Source organism: Vibrio sp. VB16 (genome assembly GCF_015594925.2).
GTDB lineage: Bacteria > Pseudomonadota > Gammaproteobacteria > Enterobacterales > Vibrionaceae > Vibrio.
In genome coordinates, this window is the sequence record NZ_CP087590.1 from 1508334 (window position 1) to 1533671 (window position 25338).

The 25338-nt window shown below is 42.1% G+C and carries 22 protein-coding genes; 12 read left to right on the forward strand and 10 right to left on the reverse strand.

Features of this window, described 5'->3' with window-relative positions; genetic code table 11:
- Nucleotides 1-3 precede the first annotated feature (3 nt).
- The gene (locus IUZ65_RS07100; protein WP_195703074.1) at nt 4-477 is read left to right on the forward strand and encodes a DUF2947 domain-containing protein; all 474 of its coding nucleotides are present in this window, start codon (nt 4-6) and stop codon (nt 475-477) included.
- Nucleotides 478-492: 15 nt separating this feature from the next.
- Nucleotides 493-1023: a 3'-5' exonuclease gene (locus tag IUZ65_RS07105; RefSeq protein WP_195703075.1), complete on the forward strand. Its 531-nt coding sequence runs from the start codon at nt 493-495 to the stop codon at nt 1021-1023.
- Nucleotides 1024-1122: 99 nt separating this feature from the next.
- Here IUZ65_RS07105 and IUZ65_RS07110 read toward each other — a convergent pair whose 3' ends face one another.
- Nucleotides 1123-1569 carry a tellurite resistance TerB family protein gene (locus IUZ65_RS07110; RefSeq protein WP_195703076.1) on the reverse strand — a complete coding sequence of 149 codons (447 nt, stop codon included), beginning with the start codon at nt 1567-1569 and terminating at the stop codon, nt 1123-1125.
- Nucleotides 1570-1701: 132 nt separating this feature from the next.
- Here IUZ65_RS07110 and IUZ65_RS07115 point away from each other — a divergent pair, with 132 nt between their 5' ends.
- Entirely contained in the window at nt 1702-2427 is a 726-nt protein-coding gene (locus tag IUZ65_RS07115; protein ID WP_195703077.1) for a sulfite exporter TauE/SafE family protein, read from the forward strand.
- On the opposite strand, the gene IUZ65_RS07120 is transcribed toward IUZ65_RS07115, so the two are convergent.
- Nucleotides 2417-2785 (reverse strand): hypothetical protein, encoded by a 369-nt coding sequence (locus tag IUZ65_RS07120; protein WP_195703078.1) that lies wholly within the window; start codon nt 2783-2785, stop codon nt 2417-2419. The two genes, IUZ65_RS07115 and IUZ65_RS07120, sit on opposite strands and share 11 nt — an antisense overlap.
- Nucleotides 2786-2941: 156 nt before the next feature.
- Here IUZ65_RS07120 and hrpA point away from each other — a divergent pair, with 156 nt between their 5' ends.
- On the forward strand, nt 2942-6877 hold the full coding sequence (hrpA, locus tag IUZ65_RS07125; RefSeq protein ID WP_195703079.1) for an ATP-dependent RNA helicase HrpA: 3936 nt from the start codon (nt 2942-2944) through the stop codon (nt 6875-6877).
- Between the two features lie 93 nt (nt 6878-6970).
- On the forward strand, nt 6971-7447 hold the full coding sequence (locus IUZ65_RS07130; protein ID WP_195703080.1) for an outer membrane beta-barrel protein: 477 nt from the start codon (nt 6971-6973) through the stop codon (nt 7445-7447).
- 86 nt (nt 7448-7533) lie between these two features.
- Here the strand turns inward: IUZ65_RS07130 and IUZ65_RS07135 are convergent, their stop codons facing one another.
- From IUZ65_RS07135 to IUZ65_RS07145, 3 genes are all read right to left on the reverse strand, one after another.
- On the reverse strand, nt 7534-8460 hold the full coding sequence (locus IUZ65_RS07135; protein ID WP_443083735.1) for a TAXI family TRAP transporter solute-binding subunit: 927 nt from the start codon (nt 8458-8460) through the stop codon (nt 7534-7536).
- A gap of 112 nt (nt 8461-8572) precedes the next feature.
- On the reverse strand, nt 8573-9415 hold the full coding sequence (locus tag IUZ65_RS07140; RefSeq protein WP_195703082.1) for a 3-keto-5-aminohexanoate cleavage protein: 843 nt from the start codon (nt 9413-9415) through the stop codon (nt 8573-8575).
- Nucleotides 9406-10737, reverse strand: a complete 1332-nt coding sequence (locus tag IUZ65_RS07145) for an aspartate aminotransferase family protein (RefSeq protein ID WP_195703083.1) — start codon at nt 10735-10737, stop codon at nt 9406-9408. The genes IUZ65_RS07140 and IUZ65_RS07145 overlap by 10 nt, the downstream gene beginning before the upstream one ends.
- Before the next feature lie 387 nt (nt 10738-11124).
- On the opposite strand from IUZ65_RS07145, the gene IUZ65_RS07150 reads away from it, so the two are divergent.
- Nucleotides 11125-13620 (forward strand): bifunctional diguanylate cyclase/phosphodiesterase, encoded by a 2496-nt coding sequence (locus tag IUZ65_RS07150; protein ID WP_195703084.1) that lies wholly within the window; start codon nt 11125-11127, stop codon nt 13618-13620.
- A 353-nt stretch (nt 13621-13973) separates the two neighbouring features.
- Here the strand turns inward: IUZ65_RS07150 and IUZ65_RS07155 are convergent, their stop codons facing one another.
- Nucleotides 13974-16244, reverse strand: a complete 2271-nt coding sequence (locus IUZ65_RS07155) for a YgiQ family radical SAM protein (protein ID WP_195703085.1) — start codon at nt 16242-16244, stop codon at nt 13974-13976.
- Nucleotides 16245-16452: 208 nt separating this feature from the next.
- Here IUZ65_RS07155 and IUZ65_RS07160 point away from each other — a divergent pair, with 208 nt between their 5' ends.
- The gene (locus tag IUZ65_RS07160; RefSeq protein ID WP_195703086.1) at nt 16453-17142 is read left to right on the forward strand and encodes a hypothetical protein; all 690 of its coding nucleotides are present in this window, start codon (nt 16453-16455) and stop codon (nt 17140-17142) included.
- A gap of 109 nt (nt 17143-17251) precedes the next feature.
- Nucleotides 17252-17452: a DUF4250 domain-containing protein gene (locus IUZ65_RS07165; RefSeq protein ID WP_195703087.1), complete on the forward strand. Its 201-nt coding sequence runs from the start codon at nt 17252-17254 to the stop codon at nt 17450-17452.
- Nucleotides 17453-17502: 50 nt separating this feature from the next.
- On the opposite strand, the gene IUZ65_RS07170 is transcribed toward IUZ65_RS07165, so the two are convergent.
- Complete coding sequence (locus IUZ65_RS07170; protein ID WP_195703088.1) at nt 17503-18414, reverse strand: LysR substrate-binding domain-containing protein; 912 nt, start codon at nt 18412-18414, stop codon at nt 17503-17505.
- A 184-nt stretch (nt 18415-18598) separates the two neighbouring features.
- Nucleotides 18599-19039 (reverse strand): META domain-containing protein, encoded by a 441-nt coding sequence (locus IUZ65_RS07175; protein WP_443083728.1) that lies wholly within the window; start codon nt 19037-19039, stop codon nt 18599-18601.
- A 162-nt stretch (nt 19040-19201) separates the two neighbouring features.
- Between IUZ65_RS07175 and IUZ65_RS07180 the strand changes: the two genes are divergently transcribed.
- Nucleotides 19202-19459, forward strand: a complete 258-nt coding sequence (locus IUZ65_RS07180; protein WP_195703089.1) for a DUF1289 domain-containing protein — start codon at nt 19202-19204, stop codon at nt 19457-19459.
- Nucleotides 19460-19527: 68 nt separating this feature from the next.
- Here IUZ65_RS07180 and aguA read toward each other — a convergent pair whose 3' ends face one another.
- Together aguA and IUZ65_RS07190 are read right to left on the reverse strand one after the other, a co-directional pair.
- Complete coding sequence (gene aguA, locus IUZ65_RS07185) at nt 19528-20622, reverse strand: agmatine deiminase (protein ID WP_195703090.1); 1095 nt, start codon at nt 20620-20622, stop codon at nt 19528-19530.
- A 15-nt stretch (nt 20623-20637) separates the two neighbouring features.
- Nucleotides 20638-22062 carry an APC family permease gene (locus IUZ65_RS07190; protein WP_195703091.1) on the reverse strand — a complete coding sequence of 475 codons (1425 nt, stop codon included), beginning with the start codon at nt 22060-22062 and terminating at the stop codon, nt 20638-20640.
- 288 nt (nt 22063-22350) lie between these two features.
- On the opposite strand from IUZ65_RS07190, the gene arcC reads away from it, so the two are divergent.
- The 3 genes from arcC (at nt 22351) to argF (ending at nt 25285) form a co-directional block, all read left to right on the forward strand.
- Nucleotides 22351-23265: a carbamate kinase gene (gene arcC, locus IUZ65_RS07195; RefSeq protein WP_195703092.1), complete on the forward strand. Its 915-nt coding sequence runs from the start codon at nt 22351-22353 to the stop codon at nt 23263-23265.
- 25 nt (nt 23266-23290) lie between these two features.
- Nucleotides 23291-23893, forward strand: a complete 603-nt coding sequence (locus tag IUZ65_RS07200) for a TetR/AcrR family transcriptional regulator (protein WP_195703093.1) — start codon at nt 23291-23293, stop codon at nt 23891-23893.
- Nucleotides 23894-24238: 345 nt separating this feature from the next.
- A complete protein-coding gene (argF, locus tag IUZ65_RS07205) occupies nt 24239-25285 on the forward strand; it encodes an ornithine carbamoyltransferase (protein ID WP_195703094.1) in 1047 nt (348 codons plus the stop codon).
- Nucleotides 25286-25338: the final 53 nt, after the last annotated feature.

Genomic DNA, 25338 nt, shown 5'->3' on the forward strand with positions numbered 1-25338 from the left:
GCAATGTCGTACCTAAATTTAGATGAATACAGTCGTAAGTGGATTTTTACTCACCAGTCGATGCCTATTGAAGAGAAGTTTTTTCCACTAATAAAGCCAATGACTCAAGCTCGTTCGGCTCAGTTTTGGAAAGAGAACATCAGCAATCAGAGTCCTGATGCAGAACGATTTTCCAACCAAGACTGGCCAAGTAAGACCAACAGCTGGTTTAACGAAGTAAATTGGATGGAAGAGTGGGAGAGCGATGACGCGGCGTTACCTACAGATGTACTTGAACATATCGATTGGCAAGATGACGTCACCGTCTATTTTTGCTATGAAAAATATAATGTTGTCGAGACAAAATGGTCCGTGTTTAAAGAGAATTGGAAAAACTTCTTATTCTACGATGATGGTCCAATATTATTAGGTAGAAGACGTAAGGAAGCACTTTGGTTTGCCAGTGATGGCAGCGTAAAACTAGGTGAAAAGCAATAAAGAACAGGGTTTAACATGAATTATAATAGGGTCGTCTGTTTCGACTTAGAGATGTGTTGTTGGAACAATGATGGCGTAGGTACGACGGGTGAGATCATTGAGATTGGTTTGGCTGAAATAGATCTGTCTACTCAGAGGATAGTGAGACGAGCACAATACTATGTAAAGCCAGAGCGTGATCAAATCTCAGAGTTTTGTGTAGAGCTCACCGGTATCACCTCAAAAACAATTCAAAAGCAAGGTCGCCCCTTAGAAGAAGTATTTAAGTCCATGGTTAAATACTTCGGTGGTCCAAATAAGATCTACGCTGCATGGGGTCGTGATGATCTCATTCTTAAGGGGGAATGTATGGAAAAGGGGTTAGACGTCCCTTTTCATGAGTATCTTAATTTAGCGACAATTTATCGAATTCAAAACCGAGTTAAGGATCAAAGAATCGGTCATCGAGCGGCGCAAGAATCAAAAGGAATCGAGTGGGAAGGACGACAGCATTCCGGTTATGTGGATGCGTATAATCTAGCGAAATTAGCGTTTACCTTGCTATAAATTTAATTTTTTATAGCGGATTGATTTGGGTGTCGATGATGGATACCCAAATATTCACAATCACGTTCTATTTACCACTCCAGATGCGGCATCTTGAGCTTACTTAGGAATAACACTGAGCTTGGCACGAATAAACTCGCTATGATCCACGTATAAGAGCTCCGCGACCTTTCTGATAACGGCGTCTTCCTGGGGGTCTATATATCCATCAGCATTGGCCACTTCCCACATCGCCTTCACAAGGTCAAAGCGTGCAGGTTGTTCTAGCTCTCTTAGCTGAGTCGTGAAGTCGTAAAGAGAGACGGCGTGCTTAATGCCTTCTTTAGCCTGTTCGATTAAAGACTTGGCTTTCTGCTCATCAATATCGAGCAGATGCATGAGCAGCACGAGTTTGGCTTTTTCTTCATCCTCTGCCACTTGAGAGTCTGCTGCTGCCACTTCACAAAGCAAAGAGGCGATAGCGAGATCAGGGTCGTTGATGGTATTGCCAGATAAGTCATTTCCTTCCAATAACTCTTTAAATATCGACTTTATAGATTTAAACATAATGGAACCTTATTCGTTTCTCTTTATTAAAAGATATAGGCACAAAATATATTTACAACCCTTGCTTACGATAGTTTACAAAACTTGAACAAAAAAAGTTAAGATGCGGTTTTGTATTCGTAGTTTACTTTAATGATAGATTTAGACTCTTCCGTTCTTATCGCTATGGGAATTATCTTCCTTGGTGCTTTTGTTCAAACCGCAATAGGTTTTGGCTTAGCCATTGTTTCTGCACCGTTACTCTTTCATGTTTCTCCAGAATATGTACCCGCCCCAATTATTATTGCTGCGTTTTTTATCACGCTATTAAGTACCTTTAGAAACCGCTCCAATATAGAAATGGGAGGGTTAAAAAGTGCAATAATCGGACGGATACCAGGCTCTGTTGCGGGTGGTTTTTTGCTTGTTTACGTGTCAGTCGATTCTTTGTCACTTTGGTTAGGTATTGCCGTCATCATCTCATTGGTTTTGAGTCTGCTACCAATTCGGCTCGAGCCAACACGAAATAAAATGGCAGTGGCGGGCTTTTTGTCAGGGTTTATGGGAACAAGTTCAGGTATTGGTGGGCCACCAATGGCAATATTGTTACAGCATCAAGATGCTAATAAGTTTCGTGGGAATCTGGCGGCATTTTTCTTATTTAGCTCGTTGATGTCTCTTCTTGTACAGTTTTTTGTCGGTTACCTAACGTTAAACCATTTTTACTTAAGTTTGCCTCTAATTCCCGCGGCATGGCTAGGGTATAAAACGGCGACGTTAATTGTTCATCGATTATCAAAGCAGTGGATTCGTTGGGCAGCGTTATTGCTCTGTTTTGTTAGTGGTGCAGGGGCAATATTGGAAAGCATTATTTGGTAGTTGATATCCACGCCAACGGGTCTTCTAATATTTCTATCACTTCGGTACTACTTTTCTCGTGAGAGAGGATAAAAAGCGATAAGAAAAGTTCGGCCTTCTCTTTTTGGTCAATCGTTTGATCGAACATTAGCGTTACTATTTTATCTTTTAACATAACGATTTCATGCTCAACAAAGCCTCTGCCTTCGAACTCGCCCGCATCTTCTTCAGGTGCATTGTCAAACCGTAGATTAACAAGATCACCATCAAAACTGGCGTCTATCAACGATTCAGGTAGCCACTCTTCACCCGTTACTACATCAGGGTCTTGGTCATTTGGAAGAGTAGAGAGGAACTGAATTAATTGAGAGGTTTTCACTTTTTACCACTGGGTTTGTTTAGAAGAGCCTATTGTAACGATAACCTAAGTAAATGAATAACAAATCTTTACGAATAAGTCGGGTTAACAATGTTACGGCTTCTCGATATTGCTGTGATACAATCGGCGCAATTTCAAGTTAGGTAGGTTATCTCGTTGACATCGTCACAATCGAAATCTCAATCGCACGGCGTTGAGAACGAAAAAAACAGACACAACAGTGCAGCGCAACTAAGAAATGCACTGAAAGATTGCTTGATAAAGGATAGATTTAGATTATCTAAGCGTATTCATGGTGCTAGCCGCATTAAAAACGCACATTCAATGAATGCGGTTTTTGATGAGATAACACTCGATATTGCTAAGTCTATGATGAAGGTGCAACAGCGTCAGTCAAACAGTGCAACCATCGATTTTCCAGAACAACTACCGGTTAGTCAAAAAAGAGCAGATATAGCGAAAGCCATCGCTGAGAATCAGGTTGTTATTGTCGCTGGGGAAACAGGTTCGGGTAAAACCACACAGCTTCCAAAGATATGCAGTGAGTTAGGCCGGGGGAAATACGGTTTAATAGGTCATACGCAACCGCGTCGTTTGGCGGCTCGCTCAGTTGCCAACCGAATAGCCGAAGAGATGGAAACCGAGCTCGGTGAATTTGTTGGTTATAAAGTTAGATTTAATGATCAAATTTCCGACAATACCCAGATAAAATTAATGACTGACGGTATCTTGTTAGCGGAAATTCAGCATGATCGATTTCTTAATCAATACGACACTATTATTATCGATGAGGCGCATGAACGCAGTCTTAATATCGATTTTATACTCGGTTATCTTCGAGAGTTGCTCCCACGGCGCCCCGACTTAAAAGTCATTATCACGTCAGCAACCATCGACCCAGAACGCTTTTCTAAACACTTTTTTAATGCACCGATCATTGAAGTGTCAGGTCGAACTTTCCCTGTGGAAACTCGATATCGACCGCTAAATAGCGATGACGCGGATGATCGAGACCAGCTTGAGGGCATTTTTGAAGCGGTAGATGAACTCGTAGACGAAGGTTTAGGGGATATTCTTATCTTCATGAACGGTGAACGAGAGATAAGGGATACCGCTGATGCTTTATCGAAAAGAAACCTCCGTGATACGGAAATCGTACCTCTCTATGCAAGGCTATCCTCTGGCGAGCAAAATAAGATATTTCAACCTCATGCGGGGCGAAGGATTGTTCTTGCTACCAACGTGGCAGAGACTTCTTTAACCGTACCGGGTATAAAATGTGTTATCGACCCTGGTACGGCACGTATCAGTCGATATAGCTACAGAACAAAGGTTCAACGTTTACCGATAGAAGCCATTTCTCAAGCAAGTGCCAATCAACGTAAAGGACGTTGCGGGCGTGTAGAGGAAGGGATCTGTATTCGACTGTACTCAGAAGAAGATTTCGAATCCCGTCCCGAGTTTACCGACCCAGAGATTCTGCGTACTAACCTTGCTTCCGTTATCTTGCAAATGACCGCTTTAGGGCTAGGTGATATTCAAGCATTCCCGTTTGTGGAAGCACCGGATAAACGCAATATATTGGACGGTGTGCGTCTGCTTGAAGAGCTAGGCGCGATGAACGCAAGCAGCAGTGATACCAAAAAACAGTTAACCGCAATAGGTCGCCAAGTCGCCCGCCTTCCTATTGACCCTCGTTTAGCGCGAATGGTGATAGAAGCGCCCCTGTTTGGTTGCCTGAAAGAGGTGATGATTATCGCTTCTGCGCTCTCAATCCAAGACCCAAGAGAGCGTCCATCTGACAATAAACAGTCGTCAGATGAAAAACATCGTCGTTTCTTTGACAAAGAGTCTGATTTTGTCACGTTGATCAACCTGTGGAATTATATTCAGGAGAAGCAGAAAGAACTCTCTTCGAATCAATTCAGAAAGCAGTGTAAACAAGACTATTTAAACTATCTTCGAATCCGAGAGTGGCAAGATGTTTATTTTCAGCTTCATCAATCCATGCGGGAAATGGATACCAAACTAAATGACAAACCGGGCGATTATCAGGGGATCCATAGTGCATTGCTTGTTGGTTTGCTTTCTCATATTGGTGTGAAGGATCAGGAAAAGAATGAGTATCAAGGTGCTCGTAATGCGCGATTCCATATTTTCCCTGCTTCTGGTTTATTTAAGAAACAGCCAAAGTGGGTGATATCGGCAGAGCTGGTTGAGACTTCTAAGCTGTGGGGACGGGTTGTTGCGAAAATCCAACCTGAATGGATAGAGCCCTTAGCAAAACACCTGATAAAGCGCACCTATAGTGAACCGCATTGGTCCAAAAAACAAGGTGCTGTAATGGCATCGGAAAAAGTGATGCTTTATGGCATTCCTATCGTGCCTAAAAGGCTGGTGAACTACGATTCTATCGACCCAGTAGTATGTAGAGAGATATTTATACGTAGCGCTTTAGTCGAAGGTGAATGGGAAACCAGACATGCCTTTTTCAAAAACAACCGCAAGTTGTTACTCGAAGTTGAAGAGCTGGAACACAAATCTCGTCGTAGAGATATCCTAGTTGATGATGACGAACTGTTTGAATTCTATGACCAACGCGTTGAAACGGATGTCGTATCTGCAAGGCATTTTGACAGTTGGTGGAAAAAAACCAGCAAAACGAATCCAGAATTACTTAACTTTGAAAGAGAGATGTTGTTTAGAGGTGATGCTAGCCACATAACCGATCTGGATTACCCGAATTTTTGGCATCACAACAACATCAAGTTGAAACTGAGTTATCAATTTGAACCGGGTGACGATACAGATGGCGTTACAGTGCATATACCGTTGCCTATACTCAACCAAATCGACAACTCCGGATATGATTGGCAAATTCCCGGCTTACGAAAAGAATTGGTCATTAGTTTAATCAAATCGCTGCCTAAAACGCTGAGACGAAATTTTGTGCCAGCGCCAAACTACGCGGATGCATTTTTGGCTCGTGTCACGCCGTTTGAAGCCCCGTTACTGGACTCTCTAGAAAAAGAGTTACGCCGTATTACCGGTGTAGAAGTATTAAGAGATGATTGGAAGTTGGATCAAATTCCGGAGCATTTAAAGATAACGTTTCGTGCAGTAGACCAGCATCGACGTAAACTGAAAGAACATAAGGATTTGCACGAACTTAAAGAGAGCCTTAAAGAGCAAGTGCAGAAGACGCTTTCACAGGTTGCTGATGACGATATTGAACAGCAAGGTTTGCATACATGGAGTTTTGGTGAGCTTCCGAAGGTGTATCAGCAAAAAAGAGGGGGGTTCGAAGTAAAAGCCTTTCCTGCAATTGTCGATGGCAAAGATAGTGTAGAAATTAAGCTTTTTGAAACAGAACATGAACAAGAGTCTGCAATGAAAGCAGGCCAGCGACGATTGATACTGTTAAACGTACCATCGCCTATTAAGTATTTGCACGCAAACCTCCCGAATAAATCCAAGCTAGGGTTGTATTTCAATCCCTACGGTAAAGTAATGGATTTGATTGATGACTGTATTGCTTGTGGAATAGACAAGCTTATCGAGAAAAAAGGTGGGCTGGTTTGGGATAACGATCAATTTGAGCTTCAGAAAGAGTTTGTTCGCGCTGAGCTCGGGGATACGGTTGTTGATATTGCGAAACAAGTTGAAACAATCTTGACGACAGCATTTAATATCAATAAGAAGCTGAAAGGTAAGATTGATTTTACGATGGCGTTTGCATTATCGGACATAAAGTCTCAGGTTGAAGGGTTGATTTTCAAAGGGTTTGCCACAGAATGTGGGTGGAAAAAACTGCCGGATATTCTTCGTTACTTAAAAGCGATTGAGAGACGAATGGAAAAGCTGCCTATTGACCCTAATCGAGATCGTCTGCAGATGTTAAAAGTAGAAGCGGTTTATAATGATTATCGTGAACTTCTCAATAAAATACCGAAAGGTGTGGTGATTCCTGATAATGTTAAAGAGATCCGTTGGATGCTGGAAGAGTTACGGGTGAGTTTCTTCGCTCAGCAACTCGGTACACCTTATCCTGTGTCTGATAAGAGAATAAAAAATGCGATAGGGTCATGTTAGGCAGGAAAATTGCAAAGTATGAAACTATTCAAGAATTGAACGTATGAGCGGCAATATTATGCCACCTGCGGATTACAACAAAGAAGGTAAGGTATGAAAAAGACTTTATTAGTCCTAGCATTAGCTAGTTTTGCAACATCAGTGTCTGCTGATTCACTGATTTATGGTGGAGCGATGGTAGGTCAGTCTGATTATAGTGGTGAAACGGCGACATCGGCCGAGATTCACATAGGTACAGGTTTACTACCATTCATTGGTGTTGAAGCTGGTTATATTGACCATGGGACATTCGATATTGGTGCAGACGAGTTCTCTGCGGATTCAATATACGCGGCTATTCGACCAAGTATGGATTTCGGACCACTTCATGTTTATGGGCGTGTTGGTGCTCATTCTTGGAATTCAGAATTTGGTACGGTGAAAGATGATGGTGTCGATCCTATGTACGGTGTTGGTCTTGAATACTTCGTATTTGGTCCTCTTGCCGTTGGTGCGGCATACCATGTCTATAAGATGGACAACGACGACGTTAAAAACCTATCGTTGACCGCGACGTTCCATTTTTTATAAGCACCTTGTGAGAGCTGTCTAGTTCGTAAAAAAAAGCCTAACAGAAAACGGTTAGGCTTTTTTATTATTTGTAATCAACGTTAATCTTACTTAAGAAGACCGGCTTCTTTGTAGTACTTTATAGCGCCTGGGTGAAGAGGGGCAGAAAGACCGTCTTTGATCATTTCTTCTTTCTTCAGGTTCGCAAATGCAGGGTGAAGCTTCTTAAAGGTACTGAAGTTTTCAAATACTGCTTTCACAATAGCATACACAACATCGTCAGAAACAGACGTTGAAGATACAAAAGTAGCACCAACACCGAAGGTCTCTACGTCAGCATCGTTACCTGTATACATGCCACCTGGTACTGTTGCAGTACGGTAGAAGCTGTTGTCTGCTAGTAGGCCATCTACTTCTTTACCATTTACGGAAACGATAACGCTATCACAAGACGTTGTTGCTTCTTTGATTGCACCGCTCGGATGACCAACTACGTATACCATTGCATCGATTTTGTTGTCACAAAGTGCTTTAGATTGTTCCGAAGCTTTTAGCTCTGAAGCCAACTTAAAGTCATCTTTTGTCCAACCGTATCTTTCCATTAATACTTCTACTGTACCGCGCTGACCTGAACCTGGATTACCAATGTTAACTCGCTTACCTTTTAGGTCTGCGAATGTTTTGATGCCGGAATCAGCACGGGCAACAACAGTAAACGGTTCTGGGTGAATCGAGAATACAGCACGAAGTTCCTTAAATGGACCAACATCAGCAAACTTGCTTGTACCATTGTATGCATGATACTGCCAATCAGATTGAGCAATACCAAGATCCAGTTCACCAGCACGGATAGTGTTGACGTTATAGATTGAACCACCAGTACTCTCTACAGAACAGCGAATACCATGTTCTTTCTTAGATTTGTTAACGAGGCGACAAATTGCGCCACCTGTTGGGTAGTAAACCCCAGTTACGCCACCAGTACCGATTGTGACGAACTGATCGGCTGCACTGACAGCAAAAGAGGCACCCATAAGAACGGTTGTGGTTGTAGCGGTTAATAGGGTCTTAATTCGAGACATAGTAATTCCTTTTATGTGTTTAAATTATCCATCTAACTAAGTTAACAAGCCGCTAAGACGGCAATTAATCTGTTAACGCATTGCGATAACTGTGCGCATTATGCCTATTTATTCCAAGTAAATCTGTTAGCTCCTTAATGTTATCAACTTGTGAAGCATTATTTTTTGCGATAAGCCCCAGATTATTAAGATGATTATTTTCGAATCCTACTCGAACATCGGCACCTAAAAGCATAGCAGATACCAAACATTTTTGCTCTTGTACGCCAAAAGCGCATACGGCCCATCTATGAGAGTTATCCAACAACTCGTCGGTAAGAAATGGAACTAGATCCCTTGGTGAAGACTGCAATGCCTTGTGGTATCGACCTAAAACAAGCAGTGTATGGTGGTTTTTATTCGGCAAAACACCGCTTTTGAGCAATGAAAAATAAAGGGCAATATCGTCAACGCTATAGAGTATGTACTGCGCGATCATGCCAACGTCAGCCACCCATTGGAAAAACGACTTAGCTTTATCCAAATAAGAGTCATCTGGTATAAGCTCTTTTAAACCAAATGATGCTGCTTCAGGTTGGGTGTGCCTTATTAATTCCATTTGTTGCTTTGGCGTATACATACCAATGGCTTCTGTCGTGAGCTGAACAATGATGCTGTCACCTACCGCTGCAGTAACGGCGTCCATTAGCTGAATGTTGTCGTCGATGGCTAATGAATGCTTACCATTATTATCTCGCGCATGTAGATGAACCATTGCGGCGCCTGCGTCTCGACAGGCGAGCACCTCTTTAACGATTTGATCTACCGTGATAGGTAGAGCGGGGTGGTCTAGTCGAGTTTTTCTCGCGCCATTGGGAGCGACAATAATGGCGATTTTATTGTTGTCATTTTCCATGCCTAGCTCCATGTCGACGATGCTTCTTGTAGGGACAGTTTCAGTTTGTCTACAAGTTCGTCCAGTTGTGTCTCTTCGATGATAAATGGAGGGGCGATCAATATATGGTGGCCCCGTTTCCCGTCTATTGTTCCTGCCATGGGATAACACATTAGTCCATTTTTCATTGCGGCTTGTTTGATAGTCTTATTCGCTTGGGTAGATACGGCTAAAGGGCTTTTATCTTCTTTGTTGGCAACCAACTCAATAGCCAAAAATAGCCCACGACCTCGTATGTCTCCTACGTAGGGTAATGGCAACAAAGCATCCTCAAGTTTTTGTTTAAGTTTACTACCTAAATCAGTTACTTTAGCGAGTAATTGGTCGTTGATGATGGTTTTTATGGTGGCTAGTGCTGAAGCGCAAGCCATGGGATGCCCCATAAAAGTGTGCCCGTGCTGAAAAAAACCACTCCCATTGGCAATCGTGTCATAGATTTCATCGCTTGCCACGACAGCACCAATAGGCTGATAGCCGGCGCCTAGTCCTTTCGCCATAGTCACAAGATCTGGAATGATGTCGTCTTGTTCGAAAGCAAAGAAGGTTCCGGTACGACCAGCACCACACATTACTTCGTCAAGGATCAGCAATACGTCATATTTATCGCATATCTGTCGAATTCTCTTGAAGTAACCATCTGTAGCAGGCACCGCTCCGGCTGTGGCACCTACCACGGGTTCCGCAACAAAAGCCATAATGTTCTCTGGCCCAACTTCTAGGATTGTAGTCTCAAGCTTATTAGCAACGCGAATGGAGTAGTCGAGCTCTGTTTCTTCTCTTGCTTGGTCACGGTAGGCGTAACAAGGACTAATGTGATGTGCATTATTGAGCAATGGCCTAAATGGCTCTCGTCGCCATTCATTACCACCCACAGATAACGCGCCTAATGTATTACCGTGATAGCTTTGGCGCCTTGCGATAAACTGGCTTTTATCTGTTTGGCCTTTCTCAACAAAGTATTGCCGAGCCATTTTTAAGGCAGATTCGACGGCCTCAGAACCTCCACTGACAAAATAGACATGGTTGAGAGATGCCGGGGCAAGGTCAGAAATTAATGTGGCTAGCTCTTCACATACGTCACTGGTAAAAAATCCCGTATGAGCATAAGGAATAGTATCGAGTTGATGTTTAATTGCCTCTTTGATAGCAGGGTGGCTGTGACCCAAATTAGATACGGCAGCACCACCACATCCATCGAGATATTGTTTGCCCTCGTTATCATAGAGGTAGACACCAACACCATGCGAGACATGTGGCAGATTTGTATGGCAATGTCTGTGGAATACGTGACTCATTTTCTAATCCCTTGCGAATCGAGCATTGATGATTATTTAATCATAGTGCCGTATATTAAATTCTGTACAACTGAATAAAAATATCCCCCCATGACAGAATGGAATAACCAGAACCAGTACGATGTTTATCCAGCAAATGCCGGCAGTATTGTCGGTTCTCAAATGAGGTGTTTGTCACAGCAAGCAAATATTTTTGGGACTAGACCTAAGTCAAAGTACCAAATTGACGTATTAAACTATAATAAAAATAATCACATAGAGGTTTGACTATAGCGGTTAGATAATATTTGTTAATAAATGAGATAAAAACAAACGTGTTGAGATCGATGAAATGGTTTAGTGCTATTGATTGCCTATACTTTTTAAGTAATTAAAAGATGGATTGTTATGTCCTCACTTAACGATAATAAATTGCTCAGATTGATTCGATTCGCACCGGTGGTGTTGATCGCGATTTTTGCGTTAACTATTAATTTTGTTGTTATTCAAGATAACCGATTAAAAGCCCAACACAGTATTGATTCATTGCGTGATGAAACGATTGATAGGCAGAAAGAAAGTATCCGCCAACATATCGATTTGGTAGTAAATGAAATACATTATCAGAAAACCCAGACTCGAAAACTGCTTAAGCAGCAGGCAAAAAATAGAGTGGAAGAAGCCTACGCAATTGCCGCTAACATATACCGAACTAATCAGAGTAAGTCTAAGGCCGAAATTACCAAATTAATAGCAGAGGCATTAAGACCGATTCGTTTTTTCGAAGGTCGAGGTTATTTTTTTATTTTTCAAATGGATGGTATCAATATCATGCATGGCCTACGGCCCGAGATTGAAGGGAGATCGGGGTGGGATAGCCAAGACATTCGCGGAACTTTCATCCTCAGAGAACATATCAAACTTGTCGAAGAGTATGGTGAGGCGTTTTATCGCTGGTGGTATCCAAAACCAGGTGAAGAAAAGGCAAAAGAGTTCGAAAAAGTAGGGTTTGCAAAGCGTTTTGAACCATACAACTGGTTAATTGGCACAGGCGAATACCTCGTTGATGTAGAACACGACGTGCAAAATCAGGTTTTGGAATGGCTCACAGACTACGGTTACGACGCTCAAGGGTTCGTTTTTGTATTGGATAATGAAGGCAAAATTCTTTCCCATAGAGATCATCGTTATATCGGTCAATATCTGGCGGATGTGAATGAAAGTACGCATTTGGATATGAAAAGCATGAACTTTCAAACCGAGCAAGGTGGTGGTTTTCTGCGATATGGTGTTCCTCTTAACTACGGTAACAACGACACCCAAGAAAAAATCAGCTTTGTAAAAGGGTTAGATGAATGGGGTTGGGTCATTGGCACTGGATTTTACGTCGATGATTTTGAACAGTATTTGCTGGAAAAAAAGGCCTTTCTGCAACAACAAAATAACAGAGAATTTCTAAAGGTTATTAGCTTAAGTGCGATCCTTACTATATTAGTTACGCTTGTGTCATTGTTACTCAGTAATATGATTGCGACCAGGTTTTACAAATTTCAGTCGCGAATCAATAGCGATTTTGACGAACTAGAAAATGTGAAAAATAGAATGCAACATATGGCATTACATGACGCTCTTACCGGGTTGCCTAACCGTTTGTTGCTGGTAGAAAATATTACCCATGGAATAGAATCTGCTAAGAAAAATGGAACTGATCTCGCGGTAATTTTTGTCGATCTAGACGATTTTAAAAAAGTGAATGACCTTTACGGTCACTCTTCGGGGGATAAACTACTGGAGGTAATAAGTCGTAAGTTTGAGACTATTTTAGGGCCTATGGATACGGTTTCTCGTTTTGGTGGTGATGAATTTATCTTCTGTTTTCCTGAGTTGAGTGGTACTGAGCAGGCAAGAGATATTATTAAAGAGATTAAACAAGTCTTTGACGATCAATTTGTGATCAATGGAAAAATCTTTCACACCAATTGTAGTATTGGCGTCAGCATGTTTCCATCTGATAGTGATGACGCCGAATCTTTGATCCGCAAAGCCGATATTGTCTTATATAAGTCTAAAGCGATTCAGAAAGGCGAGGTGATGTTTTTTGATAGTACCATCAATGAACAGATTCAATATGATTACATGATAGAAGAGGAGCTTCGTCGGGCGGTATACAAAGATGAAATTTCTGTACATTATCAACCGCAAATTGATGTAATGACGGAAACATTAGTTAGCGTAGAGGCATTGGCACGCTGGAGTAATGAAAGGTTAGGTATGGTTTCTCCTGTGAAATTTATCGCTATAGCTGAGAGTGCTGGGTTGATTGAACAGATCGGTCAGTTTGTATTTCGTCGTGCCTGTGAAGATATTATGTCTATATCGCCAAATGGCAAAGACGCGATTGATATTTCAGTAAATATTTCGCCAAAACAGTTAGTTATGCCTGGTTTTTCCACACGGCTAGTAGAAATAATTGATGATGTTGGTATTTCAATTGAAAGAATTACGCTAGAGATTACCGAAAATGTACTTATTGATGATGTTGATATGGTTACGCCGATCTTGCATCACTTGCGTAATTTAGGTTTCGGAATTTCGTTAGATGATTTTGGTACGGGTTATTCATCGCTAAGTTACCTAAATAGCTTACCCATTACAGAGATAAAAATAGATCGATGCTTTGTGGATAAGATATTAGTGAGCACTCAAAGCAATACCTTAATCAAAGCGATTATTGCGATTGGTCAATCTTGTGAAGTGAAGGTCGTCGCTGAAGGGGTAGAAACGAAAGAGCAATATAAAAAATTGGTTTCTTATGGCTGTAATTTGGTCCAAGGCTATTACGTGGATAGACCTTTACCTATTGATAAACTCAGATGTAGAGAAGTAGGAAGAGTCAGTGCCTAGCTTTATCGGCTAAGCACTTGTCGTTGAGACAACACCCATACTCTTACCCTGTAACGGCTTGACCACATTATCGACTAGGTTGTCTCTTCTCAAGTTGTCGAGGTGATTTAGAGAGGCTGAAAAAAAGAATTTTCGAGTAGCAAGGGAATGGCCAGATAAAAAAAGCACTGAAACATTCAGTAATGCCGTTCGCTTAAGAAAAAGTATTCGTCGTCATTCCCGTGAAAACGGGAATCTGGGTGGATTTAGAACCCCACTTTCGTGAGGATGACGGAGTTTGATGTCTTAAGTTAACAGAATCACTGAAACATTCAGTGCTTTCAGTTTGACGTTTATGCGAAACGCTTTTATCGCTAGTCGGATTTTTTACTCTTTTTGAACTGATTGCTGCTAAAGCGAGTTAACCCTGGGTTACTTTTACCCCGTGACTTATTATCGCCTCGTTTTTGGCCAAATGACGTTTTGTTACCATTTGTATTGTTCTTACCTTTTCGATTATTACTGTTCTTTTCACCACGAGTCTCATGCGGTACAAGGCATTCAGGGCCGCTACCAATGAGTTTGTTGGCCAGTCCTAATTTACTAAGTGCTTCTCTAATCAGCCCCCAGTTATTTTGATCGTGGTAACGTAAGATAGCCTTGTGCAAGCGTCTTTGTATCGTCCCTTTTGGAACGGGAACCGCTGGGTTTTCCTTACGAATTTTATTTAAGGAGTCTATCTCTGTGTGGTATATCGTTGTCGCGTTTGCTAAAGGAGACGGATAGAAATTTTGTACTTGGTCTAACTTGAAATTATTTTGTTTTAACCATAGTGCTAAGTTAACCATATCCATATCTGTCGTTCCAGGGTGTGCAGATATGAAGTACGGGATTAAAAACTGTTTCTTACCAGCAAGTTTCGAGTAATGCTCAAACATTTGCTTAAACTCATCGTATGATCCCATTCCAGGTTTCATCATTTTAGCTAGCGGCGCGTCTTCAGTATGCTCAGGTGCGATTTTTAGATAACCACCGACATGATGAGTTGCCAGTTCTTTGACATATTCTGGATCTTTGATAGCGAGATCGTAACGTACACCGGAAGCAATTAAAATTTTCTTAATGCCTTTTACTTTACGTGCTCTACGATACAAATCGATGGTTGGCTTGTGGTCTGTATCCATATGCCCGCAGATAGTGGGCCAAACACAACTAGGCCTCCGACATGTTGCCTCTGCTTTCGCGCTTTTACAGCGCAGCTGATACATATTTGCCGTTGGTCCACCCAGATCTGAAATGACACCAGTAAAACCAGGTACTTTGTCACGAATGTCTTCGATCTCATCAATGATCGACTGCTCAGAACGGGACTGAATTATCCTCCCTTCATGCTCGGTGATACTACAAAATGAGCAACCGCCAAAACACCCTCTCATAATATTGATTGATGTTTTGATCATGTCATAAGCAGGGATTTTCGCATCACCATAGCTTGGATGAGGGACTCGGGCATAGGGCAGTGCGAAAACACCGTCCATTTCTTTTTCAGATAATGGAAGCGCCGGTGGGTTCAACCAGATCATCCGATCTCCGTGAGTTTGAACCAATGCACGAGCACTTGCAGGGTTTACTTCTTGGTGAAAAATCCGAGAGGCGTGGGCGTACAGCGTTTTGTTATTACTCACTTGTTCATATGAGGGAAGTTTAACGTAAGTCATTTCCCACGGTTTAATCTTATTCTCCCAAGATTTGTTCTGGTACTGACTGATTTGTATTGGTACGGCTTCTTTTGTAACATCCGTCGAATTGACAGTTGTAGGCTTGGTAACAACTGTCGCGCCTGACGCTGTGACTTCATCCGGTTTATCACAATTTGATGGCGTCATGTCTTGATATGGACTAGGAATAGGATCAATTTTCCCCGGTCTATCAATGCTACGAGAATCAATACCACGCCAACCTGGTAAGGCTGTTTTGACGGCAAATGCAGTACCACGAACATCGGTAATGTTTTTTACATTTTCACCCTGAGCGATACGATGAGCAACTTCTACCAATGGACGCTCGGCGTTACCATAAACTAGAATGTCTGCTTTAGAATCAAATAAAACACTACGGCGTACTTTATCGGACCAGTAATCGTAGTGGGCGATACGGCGTAAACTTCCTTCAATGCCTCCAATGACAACGGGAACTTCCTTAAAAGCTTCTTTGCATCGTTGAGTATAAACAGTCACCGCTCTATCAGGTCGTTTTCCACCTTCGTTATCGGGTGTGTAGGCGTCGTCATGTCGCATACGGCGTTCAGCGGTATAGCGATTTATCATTGAATCCATGTTACCCGCGGTAACACCAAAAAATAGATTTGGTCTACCTAATGTCATAAAGTCGTCTTTCGAATGCCAATCTGGCTGGGCAATGATACCAACCCTAAAGCCTTGAGATTCGAGCATTCGGCCAATAATCGCCATACCAAAAGACGGATGGTCTACGTAGGCGTCACCAGTGACTAAAATGATGTCGCAGCTGTCCCAGCCTAAGTCGTCCATTTCTTGTTGCGACATAGGGAAAAATGGCGCAGTGCCGTAGCATTCAGCCCAGTATTTGGGATATTCGAACAGCTCTGTTTTTGGTAATGGGATCATGAAATGACGTAACCTTCATTTGAGAATGCAATGGTTTTATGTGAACCGAAAAATAATCGGCGGATTATAGCAGAATTTAAAATGTTTGGTTGGTTGAATTTCGAACGGTTCTTTCCTCGATTGCGTATCACCTAATATGGCGTATGTTTGTGGATGGAAACGATATCTATGTTAGTATCCGCGGTTCTGTAAAATAGATGAATAAATCATGATTGAACCTTTATTGTCACTTTTCGCCCCAATGTTATTGGGTGCTCAAATTATACTTACCTTGGTTCTCACTAAAGGTGAGATATGTCCAGGGCAAAGAGGGCGTGTGCATAAGCTACTACCCATAGTAGGTGTGCTTTGGTTAGCGATTGCCTTTGTCAATCTAACCTCTTTAGTGGTCGCCGCACCTATCTTCTATTTCTTTTCTAAAGTCCAGATTAAGAAAACGCGTGATAAAGGTCCAACGTGGGTGCTTTACATCGCCGATGCATTAGCGCTGGTATTTGTCATCAAACAATTATCTCTGTTCTCCTCTCTTTTTGCATCCATAGGTTGGGTCTGCTTTGTGAGTTTACTTGGGGCAATATTCGCTAACCTATTGTTGCTGATCGCACGTTCTCGGTTAGATGCTTTCCACAAAATTTTGCCGGTCGTTGGCATTATTAGCGGCATGATTTTGGCGATTCTCGTTGCTCTGCAAGTGGGCGCTTTAAGTGACCACTTAATGTCCATGCTGCAAAGCAATGTGTTACTGGGCTTGGCACTTTTGGTTGTGGGGTTGTTGATATGGCCGTTACATATGATGACGCGTCAATCTATTAGCAAAATTCAACTATCGATGGCCTTGATGGCTTTGCTCCTCGCAGGCGCAGAATTATACCCGTTATTTTTGTTATCTAGCGTTTAAAGGGGCAGGTTTTCTCAACTAGGCGCTAATTTATATGACCAATCTCTTGTCACAACTTGTCCTATCGTACTACGCTTAAATTTAGGTGATGGGGAATGGGAGTAGGGCGATGGATTTGAGTAAAGTTAACCATATAGACAGTAATATTCTGTTGGGGATTGTTAACGAGAAGCTGAGATTAGAGTGTGACAGTTTTGAAGACTTGGTCGTTATGTACGAGATGGATGTTCAAAACCTGATTGGCAAACTTGACGTCCTTGGCTATCAATATGACCCGCTCACGAATCAGTTTAAGTCCTATGAGCGATAGAGCCGAATTGACGTTGTCAGAGAAAGGATAAACCTAGGTTTATCCTTTTTTTATGGCATTTTGATCCCTTCAAGGTGGTTTTTACACTGGGATCTGGCGGTATTAAAAAAGGCTTGCAGGTACGCTTTGTCGTGTTCTGATTGACGAGTCGCGGCAAAGAGCCGTCGCCATAATCCATTACCTAAAGGCTTATTAGTGATTAATCCTTGTCTAGAAAATTCGTGAATGGCCCAATTTGGTATTGCCGCCACACCTAGTCCTGCGGAGACCATTTGAATAAGCATCAACGTATTGTCTGCTTGTTTCCACTTGAGAGGGTCAACGCCCGCAGGTTGCATGAAGTGCTTATACACGTCTAAGCGAGATTTATGAACGGGGTAGGTGATAACGGTTTGATCAATAAAATTTTCAGGTTGAATACTATCTTGACCGGCTAACGGATGATGGACTGAGGTCACCAAACACATTTCAAAATCGAATAAGGGTTCGTAGTGTACATCTGAACTCGGCACAATATCTGAGGTTATCACGAGGTCGAGTTCACCGGATAGCAGCGCTGGGATAGGTTCAAAATCAAACCCGGAGATAAAATCTAATCCTACGCTCGGCCAACTTAATTGATACTCCCGCAATGCAGGCATTAACCACTGAAAGCAAGAGTGGCAATCAATAGCCATATGCAAACGTCCATTTACATCTTCCTTCAGGTTGGCAATTTTGCCTTCTGCAATCGCTATCTTATGTAGGATTTCATCGGCGAGTTGTAACAAGATTTCGCCTTCAGCCGTGAATTTTACCGGGCGAGTTTTACGCAGAAACAACTGCCCTCCTAATCGAAGTTCGAGATCCTTAATCTGATGGGAGAGTGCTGACTGGGTTAAGTGTAATGACGTTGCGGTCGCAGTGAGTGACCCTGAGCCCCTCAAGGATACGAGAGTGCGTAAATGCTTAAGTTCTATCATGAGTTCTCTTCATATCGTGTGGGATATCAATAATCGAACTCATAAACTAACGTAACTTCTTGCCATTGTAAACGTCTAGACGGCTAAAATACTTATTGATGTGTACATTCGTAAGGTATCGTCCGATCCAACGAGAGCAAGAATCCCGTCTTCTTGGTTAAAACGGGAATCTGCGTAGTTTTCTCTACTTCCAATCACTTAACTTGAACGTTAACGTATGATTCTCGCCCGTTAGCGTCATTGTTTCCTTCGTTAATTTCATCTCGTTCCACTCAGGCAGAGTTTGTGAGAGTACCATTTCAGTCCCCATCACGTCATTGATACACATCTTCATCGTCATGCCCATTTGTAGAATACGGAAATTGTTTCCATCGAGTTCGCCCTGCCCAAAGAAGTTGTTACAGCCAGCATTCCCATTTGCTGTCATCTTCTCACCAATTTCCAGACGAGGAGCTTGCATGTTATCTGGAGTAATGACGGCTTTACCATCAATTTGAGTGAGCTCCCAATTATGGTGCTGTAGGTCTTGAACAGAGATCGTTTTCGCCATGTTATTTTCCTCCCCGGTGCTTTGGCATGCAGTCAATAATAGGGGTAATGTAACGACAGCAATCAGTTTTTTCATAACGGGCTCCAGCATAAGAAATTTTAATTATTTGAATTATAGACCCAATATAGGGCTTGGTGTCAGAGAAAAGTAATGGATTAAAATAGAATGTAAATTGTTATCAAGGCGTTATGGAACTAATATAGAATTAGTAATAGTAAATAAGACGTTTTATCTTCTATGGAACAACTTGAATTTTTTACCGTACCTAGCCCTTGTATTGGGGTGTGCTCAGTAGATGATAAAGGCTACTGCAATGGCTGTATGCGAAAAAGAGACGAGCGCTTTAATTGGCAAAAGTTCACCCCTACACAACAGCTTCATGTGATAAAGCTGTGCAAACAAAGATACCGAAGAAAGATCCTTCAAGGCAAGAAGAAGCCACAAGAATCAATAGATTTGCTCAGTCCTCAGCGAGATCTATTTGATGAAGAATAAAAAGCCCCGCTCTATGTAATGCTAGTGCGAGGCTTGTTGGTTATGTGATTATGTCGTTACAATCGACGTTATTTAATGGCCGGTATCTGTTGAGTAATACAGTGAATATTTCCTCCGCCCAGTAGAATTTCACGTGCGTTCACACCCGTCACTTTGTAACCGGGATAAAGGTTGCTAAGAATAGCCTCAACTTCAGCATCGAGTGTTTTGTCTAATAATGGGTAAACTATTTGGTCATTAGTCACCAAGTAATTAGCGTATGAACCCGCTAGTCGTTCTCCAGGTACTCGTTCCATTCCATCAGACATATCGACACCGCTCGCCTCGTCTTCAGTGATATATAGTGGCCCTGGCATTGGGATTTTGTGGACGTTAAGCTCTCTTCCTTTTGCATCTTTTTGTGTGAGTAACGCATCGAGTGCAGTACGAGACAATGCATACTGCGGGTCGGATTCATCGTCACACCATGTAAGTACGACCTCGCCAGGGCGAACCACGTGGATTAGGTTATCTACGTGTCCGTTGGTTTCATCATTAAACAAGCCAGATGGTATCCAGATGACTTTGTCGACAGACAAATGTTCGCAGAGCACATCTTCGATTTCTTCGCGTGATAAGTCAGGATTTCGACTTTCGTGCAGCAAACACTCTTCGGTGGTAAAGAGCGTTCCTTCACCGTCAACATGGATGGAGCCACCTTCTAAAACGATGGGCGCTCTATAGCTGTCGTCTCCAAGTATCTCGCACACTTTTTGAGCGACAGCGTCGTCGTTGTGCCAAGGATAATACAGGCCATCAACTAAACCACCCCACGCGTTAAAGTGCCAATCAATCCCGCGGCGTTCGCCTTCATCATTAACCACATAAGATGGACCAATATCTCGCATCCAAGCGTCATCGGTACTCATTTCTACAAGCCTGACTTCCGCGGGTAACATACCGCGAGCATTCTCAAACTGAGTGGCACTCACAATCATCGTTACGGGTGTGGTTTGTGCAATTGCTTTTGCTACTTCAGCAAATGTCTTCTGCGCGGGTTTACCGCCGTACCGCCAATTGTCTGTACGCTCAGGCCAAGCCATCCAGATAGACTCTTGTGGTTCATGTTCACCTGGCATTCTAAAGCCATCGTTTCTTGGTATTGAATGAATTCTATTGCTCATGATCATATGTCCTAATTAATGGCTTTGAGAAAGGGTTTCAGCTGACTCTTTATTGACTTCGTCAACTTTCTTGGCGACGGCTAACTTCAATAAATACTCGCCGATAGCAACGGTAAGGAATACACCGATAAGAACAGGCGCGCTGTAAACCCAATCGACGTTGAGTGTGATTAAGTCTGGGAAAATGAAAAGCACAACGGCTTGAGCAATAACCAAAAAGCAGATGATACTCAGCAACCATTGCACGCCAATTCCACCCGGAACTCGGAAAGGACGCTCAGTTTCTGCATCGCTTACACGAAGTTTGAGGTAAGAAGGGAACATGAATAGATAAGGAAGTAAGAACACACAGCTAGAGAAGGCAAATACAGACCAAAATAGTTCATCGCTACCTTGGGCAAATACGGCGTAGGCCAAGATCACAACGGTAGAAACCATCCCCGTGATGTTATTCGCACCGACAGGCGTGTCGTGTTTTTCAGACATCTTGCCAACGATTTCAGGAAGTTCACCTTCACTTGCGGCCTCTGCTGCGGCACGGCTAGCACCCATCGTCCATGTCACCATATTTCCGATGAAAGTCAGTAGCGCCATAATACCGATCGCGTACACCATGAAGTGACCCACTGCGCTGTCACCAAATAGCTTGCGAAGAGTGTCGATGATGCCCGCTACGAGGCCAATATCTTCTACAGGCAACGCCAGTAAAATACCTACGGTACCAAACACGTATAAGAACGCGGTAATTCCCGCCGCTAAGAAGATAGATTTAGGCATATCTCGAACATCTTTCATCTCTTTAGTCATGGTCGCAACAAGCTCGAAACCCATAAGGTTGAAGACGAGAGCAGGAAGGAAAGCGACGCCAGTATCTAAACTTGGCAACATTGCAGAGAAAGAGAATTCGTTAGCAACCCCATTTTTTAGTGCATAGAAAAAGCCACCAAAACCAAGGACAGAGATAACAATAATTTTAAGAATAGCACCTGCGCTGGTCACCCACACGCCAACATCTACTGAGACATTACAGACCCAAATAGTTAACCAAGTTAAGACGATACAGATAGCGATTTGCCAAACCATCGCCAGTTCTGGATAGAATAATTCGGCAAACATTCCCGCAAACATGATGTAAACCGCAGGCATCCACAAGCCCACATTAATCCAGTAAAACCACGTTGTTCTTACGGCCCATTTGTATCCAAATGCTTTTTTAACCCAATCGTAAATACCGCCATCTCCGGGATAAGTCGTGCCCAGTTCTGATGTTATAAGTCCGTAGGGGATGACAAAGACAACTAAGGTAACTAACCACCAACCGATAGCACTTACGCCTATTGACGCCGATGCAGTCAATGTATCGACGACAATAACGGCACATAGGCTAAATAGGGCAAGGCTACCGACCCCCATTTTGCCACCAGAACTTTGAGTATCCATTTTATTTCTCCGTTTTAATATTTATTCACACGATTTATTATTTAACGTGTGAATATGATTCAAATTTTGACGTTATAAATATAGTGTCTTTATTCGTTATTATTTGTTAGGAGAATCACTTATCGGTGATAGTTGAATATTTAGTAATAAAGTCGTGACGCCCAGCATAATTATTAGTTGGGTAATTGCCTTAGTCGATAAAATTGATTCTGATCAAGTTTATAGGATGGATAAAAAAGATAAATTGAATACATAAAATGAACAGTGTGGAACAAACCGGTGAATATTATGAATAATAAAAATCCTATTATCGTTGTAGCAGTGGGCGGAAACGCTTTGTTGCAACGTGGCGAATTAATGAGTTACGAAAACCAAGTTAAAAATATTGATGTTGCAACAAAGGCATTGGCCAAATTGAGCGAAAGTTATAGAGTCGTTATCGTTCATGGTAATGGTCCTCAAGTCGGCTTATTGGCATTGCAAAATCTAGCGTACGCCGATGTACCGCCTTATCCATTAGATGTGTTGGGTGCAGAAACACAGGGGATGATCGGTTATCTTATGGCTCAGGGTTTACAAAAATATATGCCTAATGGCAAGGTGAGCACATTGTTGACGCAGATTGCCGTCGACAAAGATGACCCTGCATTTTCTGACCCAAGTAAGTTTATCGGCCCAATCTATGACAAGAAAGTAGCCCAAGAAAAATCAGGCGAATACGGCTGGTCTATTAAGCCTGATGGTGATTATTGGCGTCGGGTCGTCCCATCGCCTTATCCTCAAAAAATTGTCGAGATTGATAGCATTCGCACACTATTAGATGCCGATCATACTGTAATATGCTGCGGTGGCGGAGGCTGTCCAATCATTGAGACCAACACGGGTGTTATTGGGGTTGAAGCCGTAATAGATAAAGATCTTTCCGCCGCAACGCTAGCCAAGCAATTAAATGCAGAACATCTTTTAATTCTGACGGATGGTGAAAATGTTTGTATCGATTGGGGTAAACCGACAGAGGTTGCACTCTATGATGTGACCGTTGAAGAGTTGCAGAAAACTACTTTTGCCGCGGGATCAATGGCGCCTAAGGTAGACGCATGTTGTGAATTTGCACAAGAGACAAAAGGGACAGGACATATCGGTTCTTTACATAAAGCTTACGAGATAATGGATGGACAATCAGGTACACACATCCGCCTCTAATGTTAACCATAAGGCTTAATTGGAAATGAAAAAAGAGTCAACAGAACAAAGGCTTGAAAGAATACATTCGGCGGCGATTGTTTTAGCATCAAAGCGCAGTGTTGATTCAATATCGATTTACGATGTCGCAAAAGAAGCCTCGATCGCCGCCTCTACTGTGTATCATCATTATCCAAATATTGAGTCGTTAATATGCGAATTGATGAAAGGGATCTTTGAAGACTTCATCACGGTTTTGGACGAGTCCATTGTCGAAGATGAGATCGTTCATTGGTCTGATATTAATCGCATGATTGAGCAAGGCTTTGTTAGTTATTACCGACAATCGCCATTGGCGCAACATACGCTGTTAGGTCAGCATACCTATGCCTCTGTCCGCAACGAAGATGCGCAAAACGACCTATTACTTGGAAGCAAGGTAGAGGCTATTTATCGTCGACATTTTGTCTTACCGGAGTTACCGAAAGACGTAAACATCTTTGCTATTGCGCTGCAAGTAGCGGATAAAGTGTACTCGCTTAACTATCGACAGAATGGCGAGATAGAGCCAGAAATGGCTCGAGAGGCGTTGGTGATTACAGAAGCGTATTTAGGTGCGTATTTACCGAAGATATTACCAAGAACCTAACCGAAAAAATTGTGCGTTAAATAGCCAGGTATTTGAGTAATATCAAATACCTGGCTATTTTTTTTGCAACAAAATCATTATTAAAATCAAATATCGAAAATTAAATTCGTTTAAAATAATATATGTGATTCTTGTCATGCAATTTTAGGCCCCTAGTCATACCTTACCGATTAATGATTCTAGTTTTAGAATTTGTAGAATTAATAGTGGATAATAAGTTTATCGAAAATAATGAGTGAAGACTAAATTGTGAATATTTACGCTCATTATATATTTAAGTAATACCTATTTAGTAATTTCTCATTTAATTAAATATCATTCAATGATGTAAAAAAGGATCCCGTAATGAAACTTCCATCTTCAAGTGCGACTGACTTAAATAAAACAAATATCGAACACATGGTTTCAATGAAAGACTTCTCAGTAAAAGAGATGGATAACATGATGGAACTGATGAGTTATTTAAAAGAGGCAAGAAAAGATAACGCAGTACCTCAGTTATTCAAAGGCAAATCTGTTGGTATGATTTTCGAAGCAGGTTCAACTCGTACTCGTGTTTCTTTTGAGGTTGCGGCAACGTTATTGGGTGGTCATGCACTGTTTTTATCCCCTAAAGATATTCATTTAGGTGGTAAAGAGTCCATTGATGATACTTCACGTGTGTTATCCCGTATGTGTGACATTATCATGGCAAGAACCAACAGTCCGGAAACGCTTGATGGGCTGATTAGAATGTCTACTGTGCCAGTCATTAATGGACTAGATACTCGCTTCCATCCTACTCAGATGCTAGCCGACTTATTCACAGTGAAAGAACACATCAAGGATGGTAGAACATTATCAGATTTGACGCTAGCGTTCATGGGAGATGCGACTGACGTATGCCGTTCTTTGATGTTAACTTGTGCTAAATACGGTATGGGTTTCAAGCAAATCGGTCCTAAGAAATACCAAATGGAGCAAGAGTGGATTGATCTAGCAGAAACGTACTGTAAAGAGTCTGGTGGTCACATTGAAATTACCGATGATGTTGAAAGAATCAGTGATTGTGATGTTGTTTACGGCGACAGTTTTTATTGGGTCACTCAAATGGATGAGAAAGCGGAGCGTTTAGCTGCATTTATGCCTGATTATGTCATTACGGAAGAGCTAATGGCGAAAGCGAAACCAGGGGCGATGCTATTGCATTGTTTACCAGCAAACGATAAAGAAGAAGTGACTCGTGGTGCGCTTGAAAGTGAGTATTCTGTTGCATTTGATGAAGCGGAAAACCGTCTGACCGCTCAAATGGCGATCCTTGTGTACTTCTCACATAAAAATACTCAAGCGGCGAGCGAAGCAACTCGAATTGCTCATGAAGAGAAAATTACAGGCTTCCTAGCGGGATTATAGCTTTGTCGTTCGTATCATTGAATTAACCCAAAAAGCAGCAATCTAATTGCTGC

Bases quoted from the DNA above. Each gene is read 5' to 3' on its own strand.
- IUZ65_RS07100 (WP_195703074.1), top strand. From the start codon at position 4: ATGTCGTACCTAAATTTAGATGAATACAGTCGTAAGTGGATTTTTACT.
- IUZ65_RS07105 (WP_195703075.1), top strand. From the start codon at position 493: ATGAATTATAATAGGGTCGTCTGTTTCGACTTAGAGATGTGTTGTTGG.
- IUZ65_RS07110 (WP_195703076.1), bottom strand. From the start codon at position 1,569: ATGTTTAAATCTATAAAGTCGATATTTAAAGAGTTATTGGAAGGAAAT.
- IUZ65_RS07115 (WP_195703077.1), top strand. From the start codon at position 1,702: ATGATAGATTTAGACTCTTCCGTTCTTATCGCTATGGGAATTATCTTC.
- IUZ65_RS07130 (WP_195703080.1), top strand. From the start codon at position 6,971: ATGAAAAAGACTTTATTAGTCCTAGCATTAGCTAGTTTTGCAACATCA.
- IUZ65_RS07135 (WP_443083735.1), bottom strand. From the start codon at position 8,460: ATGGGTGCCTCTTTTGCTGTCAGTGCAGCCGATCAGTTCGTCACAATC.
- IUZ65_RS07140 (WP_195703082.1), bottom strand. From the start codon at position 9,415: ATGGAGCTAGGCATGGAAAATGACAACAATAAAATCGCCATTATTGTC.
- IUZ65_RS07145 (WP_195703083.1), bottom strand. From the start codon at position 10,737: ATGAGTCACGTATTCCACAGACATTGCCATACAAATCTGCCACATGTC.
- IUZ65_RS07150 (WP_195703084.1), top strand. From the start codon at position 11,125: ATGTCCTCACTTAACGATAATAAATTGCTCAGATTGATTCGATTCGCA.
- IUZ65_RS07155 (WP_195703085.1), bottom strand. From the start codon at position 16,244: ATGATCCCATTACCAAAAACAGAGCTGTTCGAATATCCCAAATACTGG.
- IUZ65_RS07160 (WP_195703086.1), top strand. From the start codon at position 16,453: ATGATTGAACCTTTATTGTCACTTTTCGCCCCAATGTTATTGGGTGCT.
- IUZ65_RS07165 (WP_195703087.1), top strand. From the start codon at position 17,252: ATGGATTTGAGTAAAGTTAACCATATAGACAGTAATATTCTGTTGGGG.
- IUZ65_RS07170 (WP_195703088.1), bottom strand. From the start codon at position 18,414: ATGATAGAACTTAAGCATTTACGCACTCTCGTATCCTTGAGGGGCTCA.
- IUZ65_RS07175 (WP_443083728.1), bottom strand. From the start codon at position 19,039: ATGAAAAAACTGATTGCTGTCGTTACATTACCCCTATTATTGACTGCA.
- IUZ65_RS07180 (WP_195703089.1), top strand. From the start codon at position 19,202: ATGGAACAACTTGAATTTTTTACCGTACCTAGCCCTTGTATTGGGGTG.
- aguA (WP_195703090.1), bottom strand. From the start codon at position 20,622: ATGAGCAATAGAATTCATTCAATACCAAGAAACGATGGCTTTAGAATG.
- IUZ65_RS07190 (WP_195703091.1), bottom strand. From the start codon at position 22,062: ATGGATACTCAAAGTTCTGGTGGCAAAATGGGGGTCGGTAGCCTTGCC.
- arcC (WP_195703092.1), top strand. From the start codon at position 22,351: ATGAATAATAAAAATCCTATTATCGTTGTAGCAGTGGGCGGAAACGCT.
- IUZ65_RS07200 (WP_195703093.1), top strand. From the start codon at position 23,291: ATGAAAAAAGAGTCAACAGAACAAAGGCTTGAAAGAATACATTCGGCG.
- argF (WP_195703094.1), top strand. From the start codon at position 24,239: ATGAAACTTCCATCTTCAAGTGCGACTGACTTAAATAAAACAAATATC.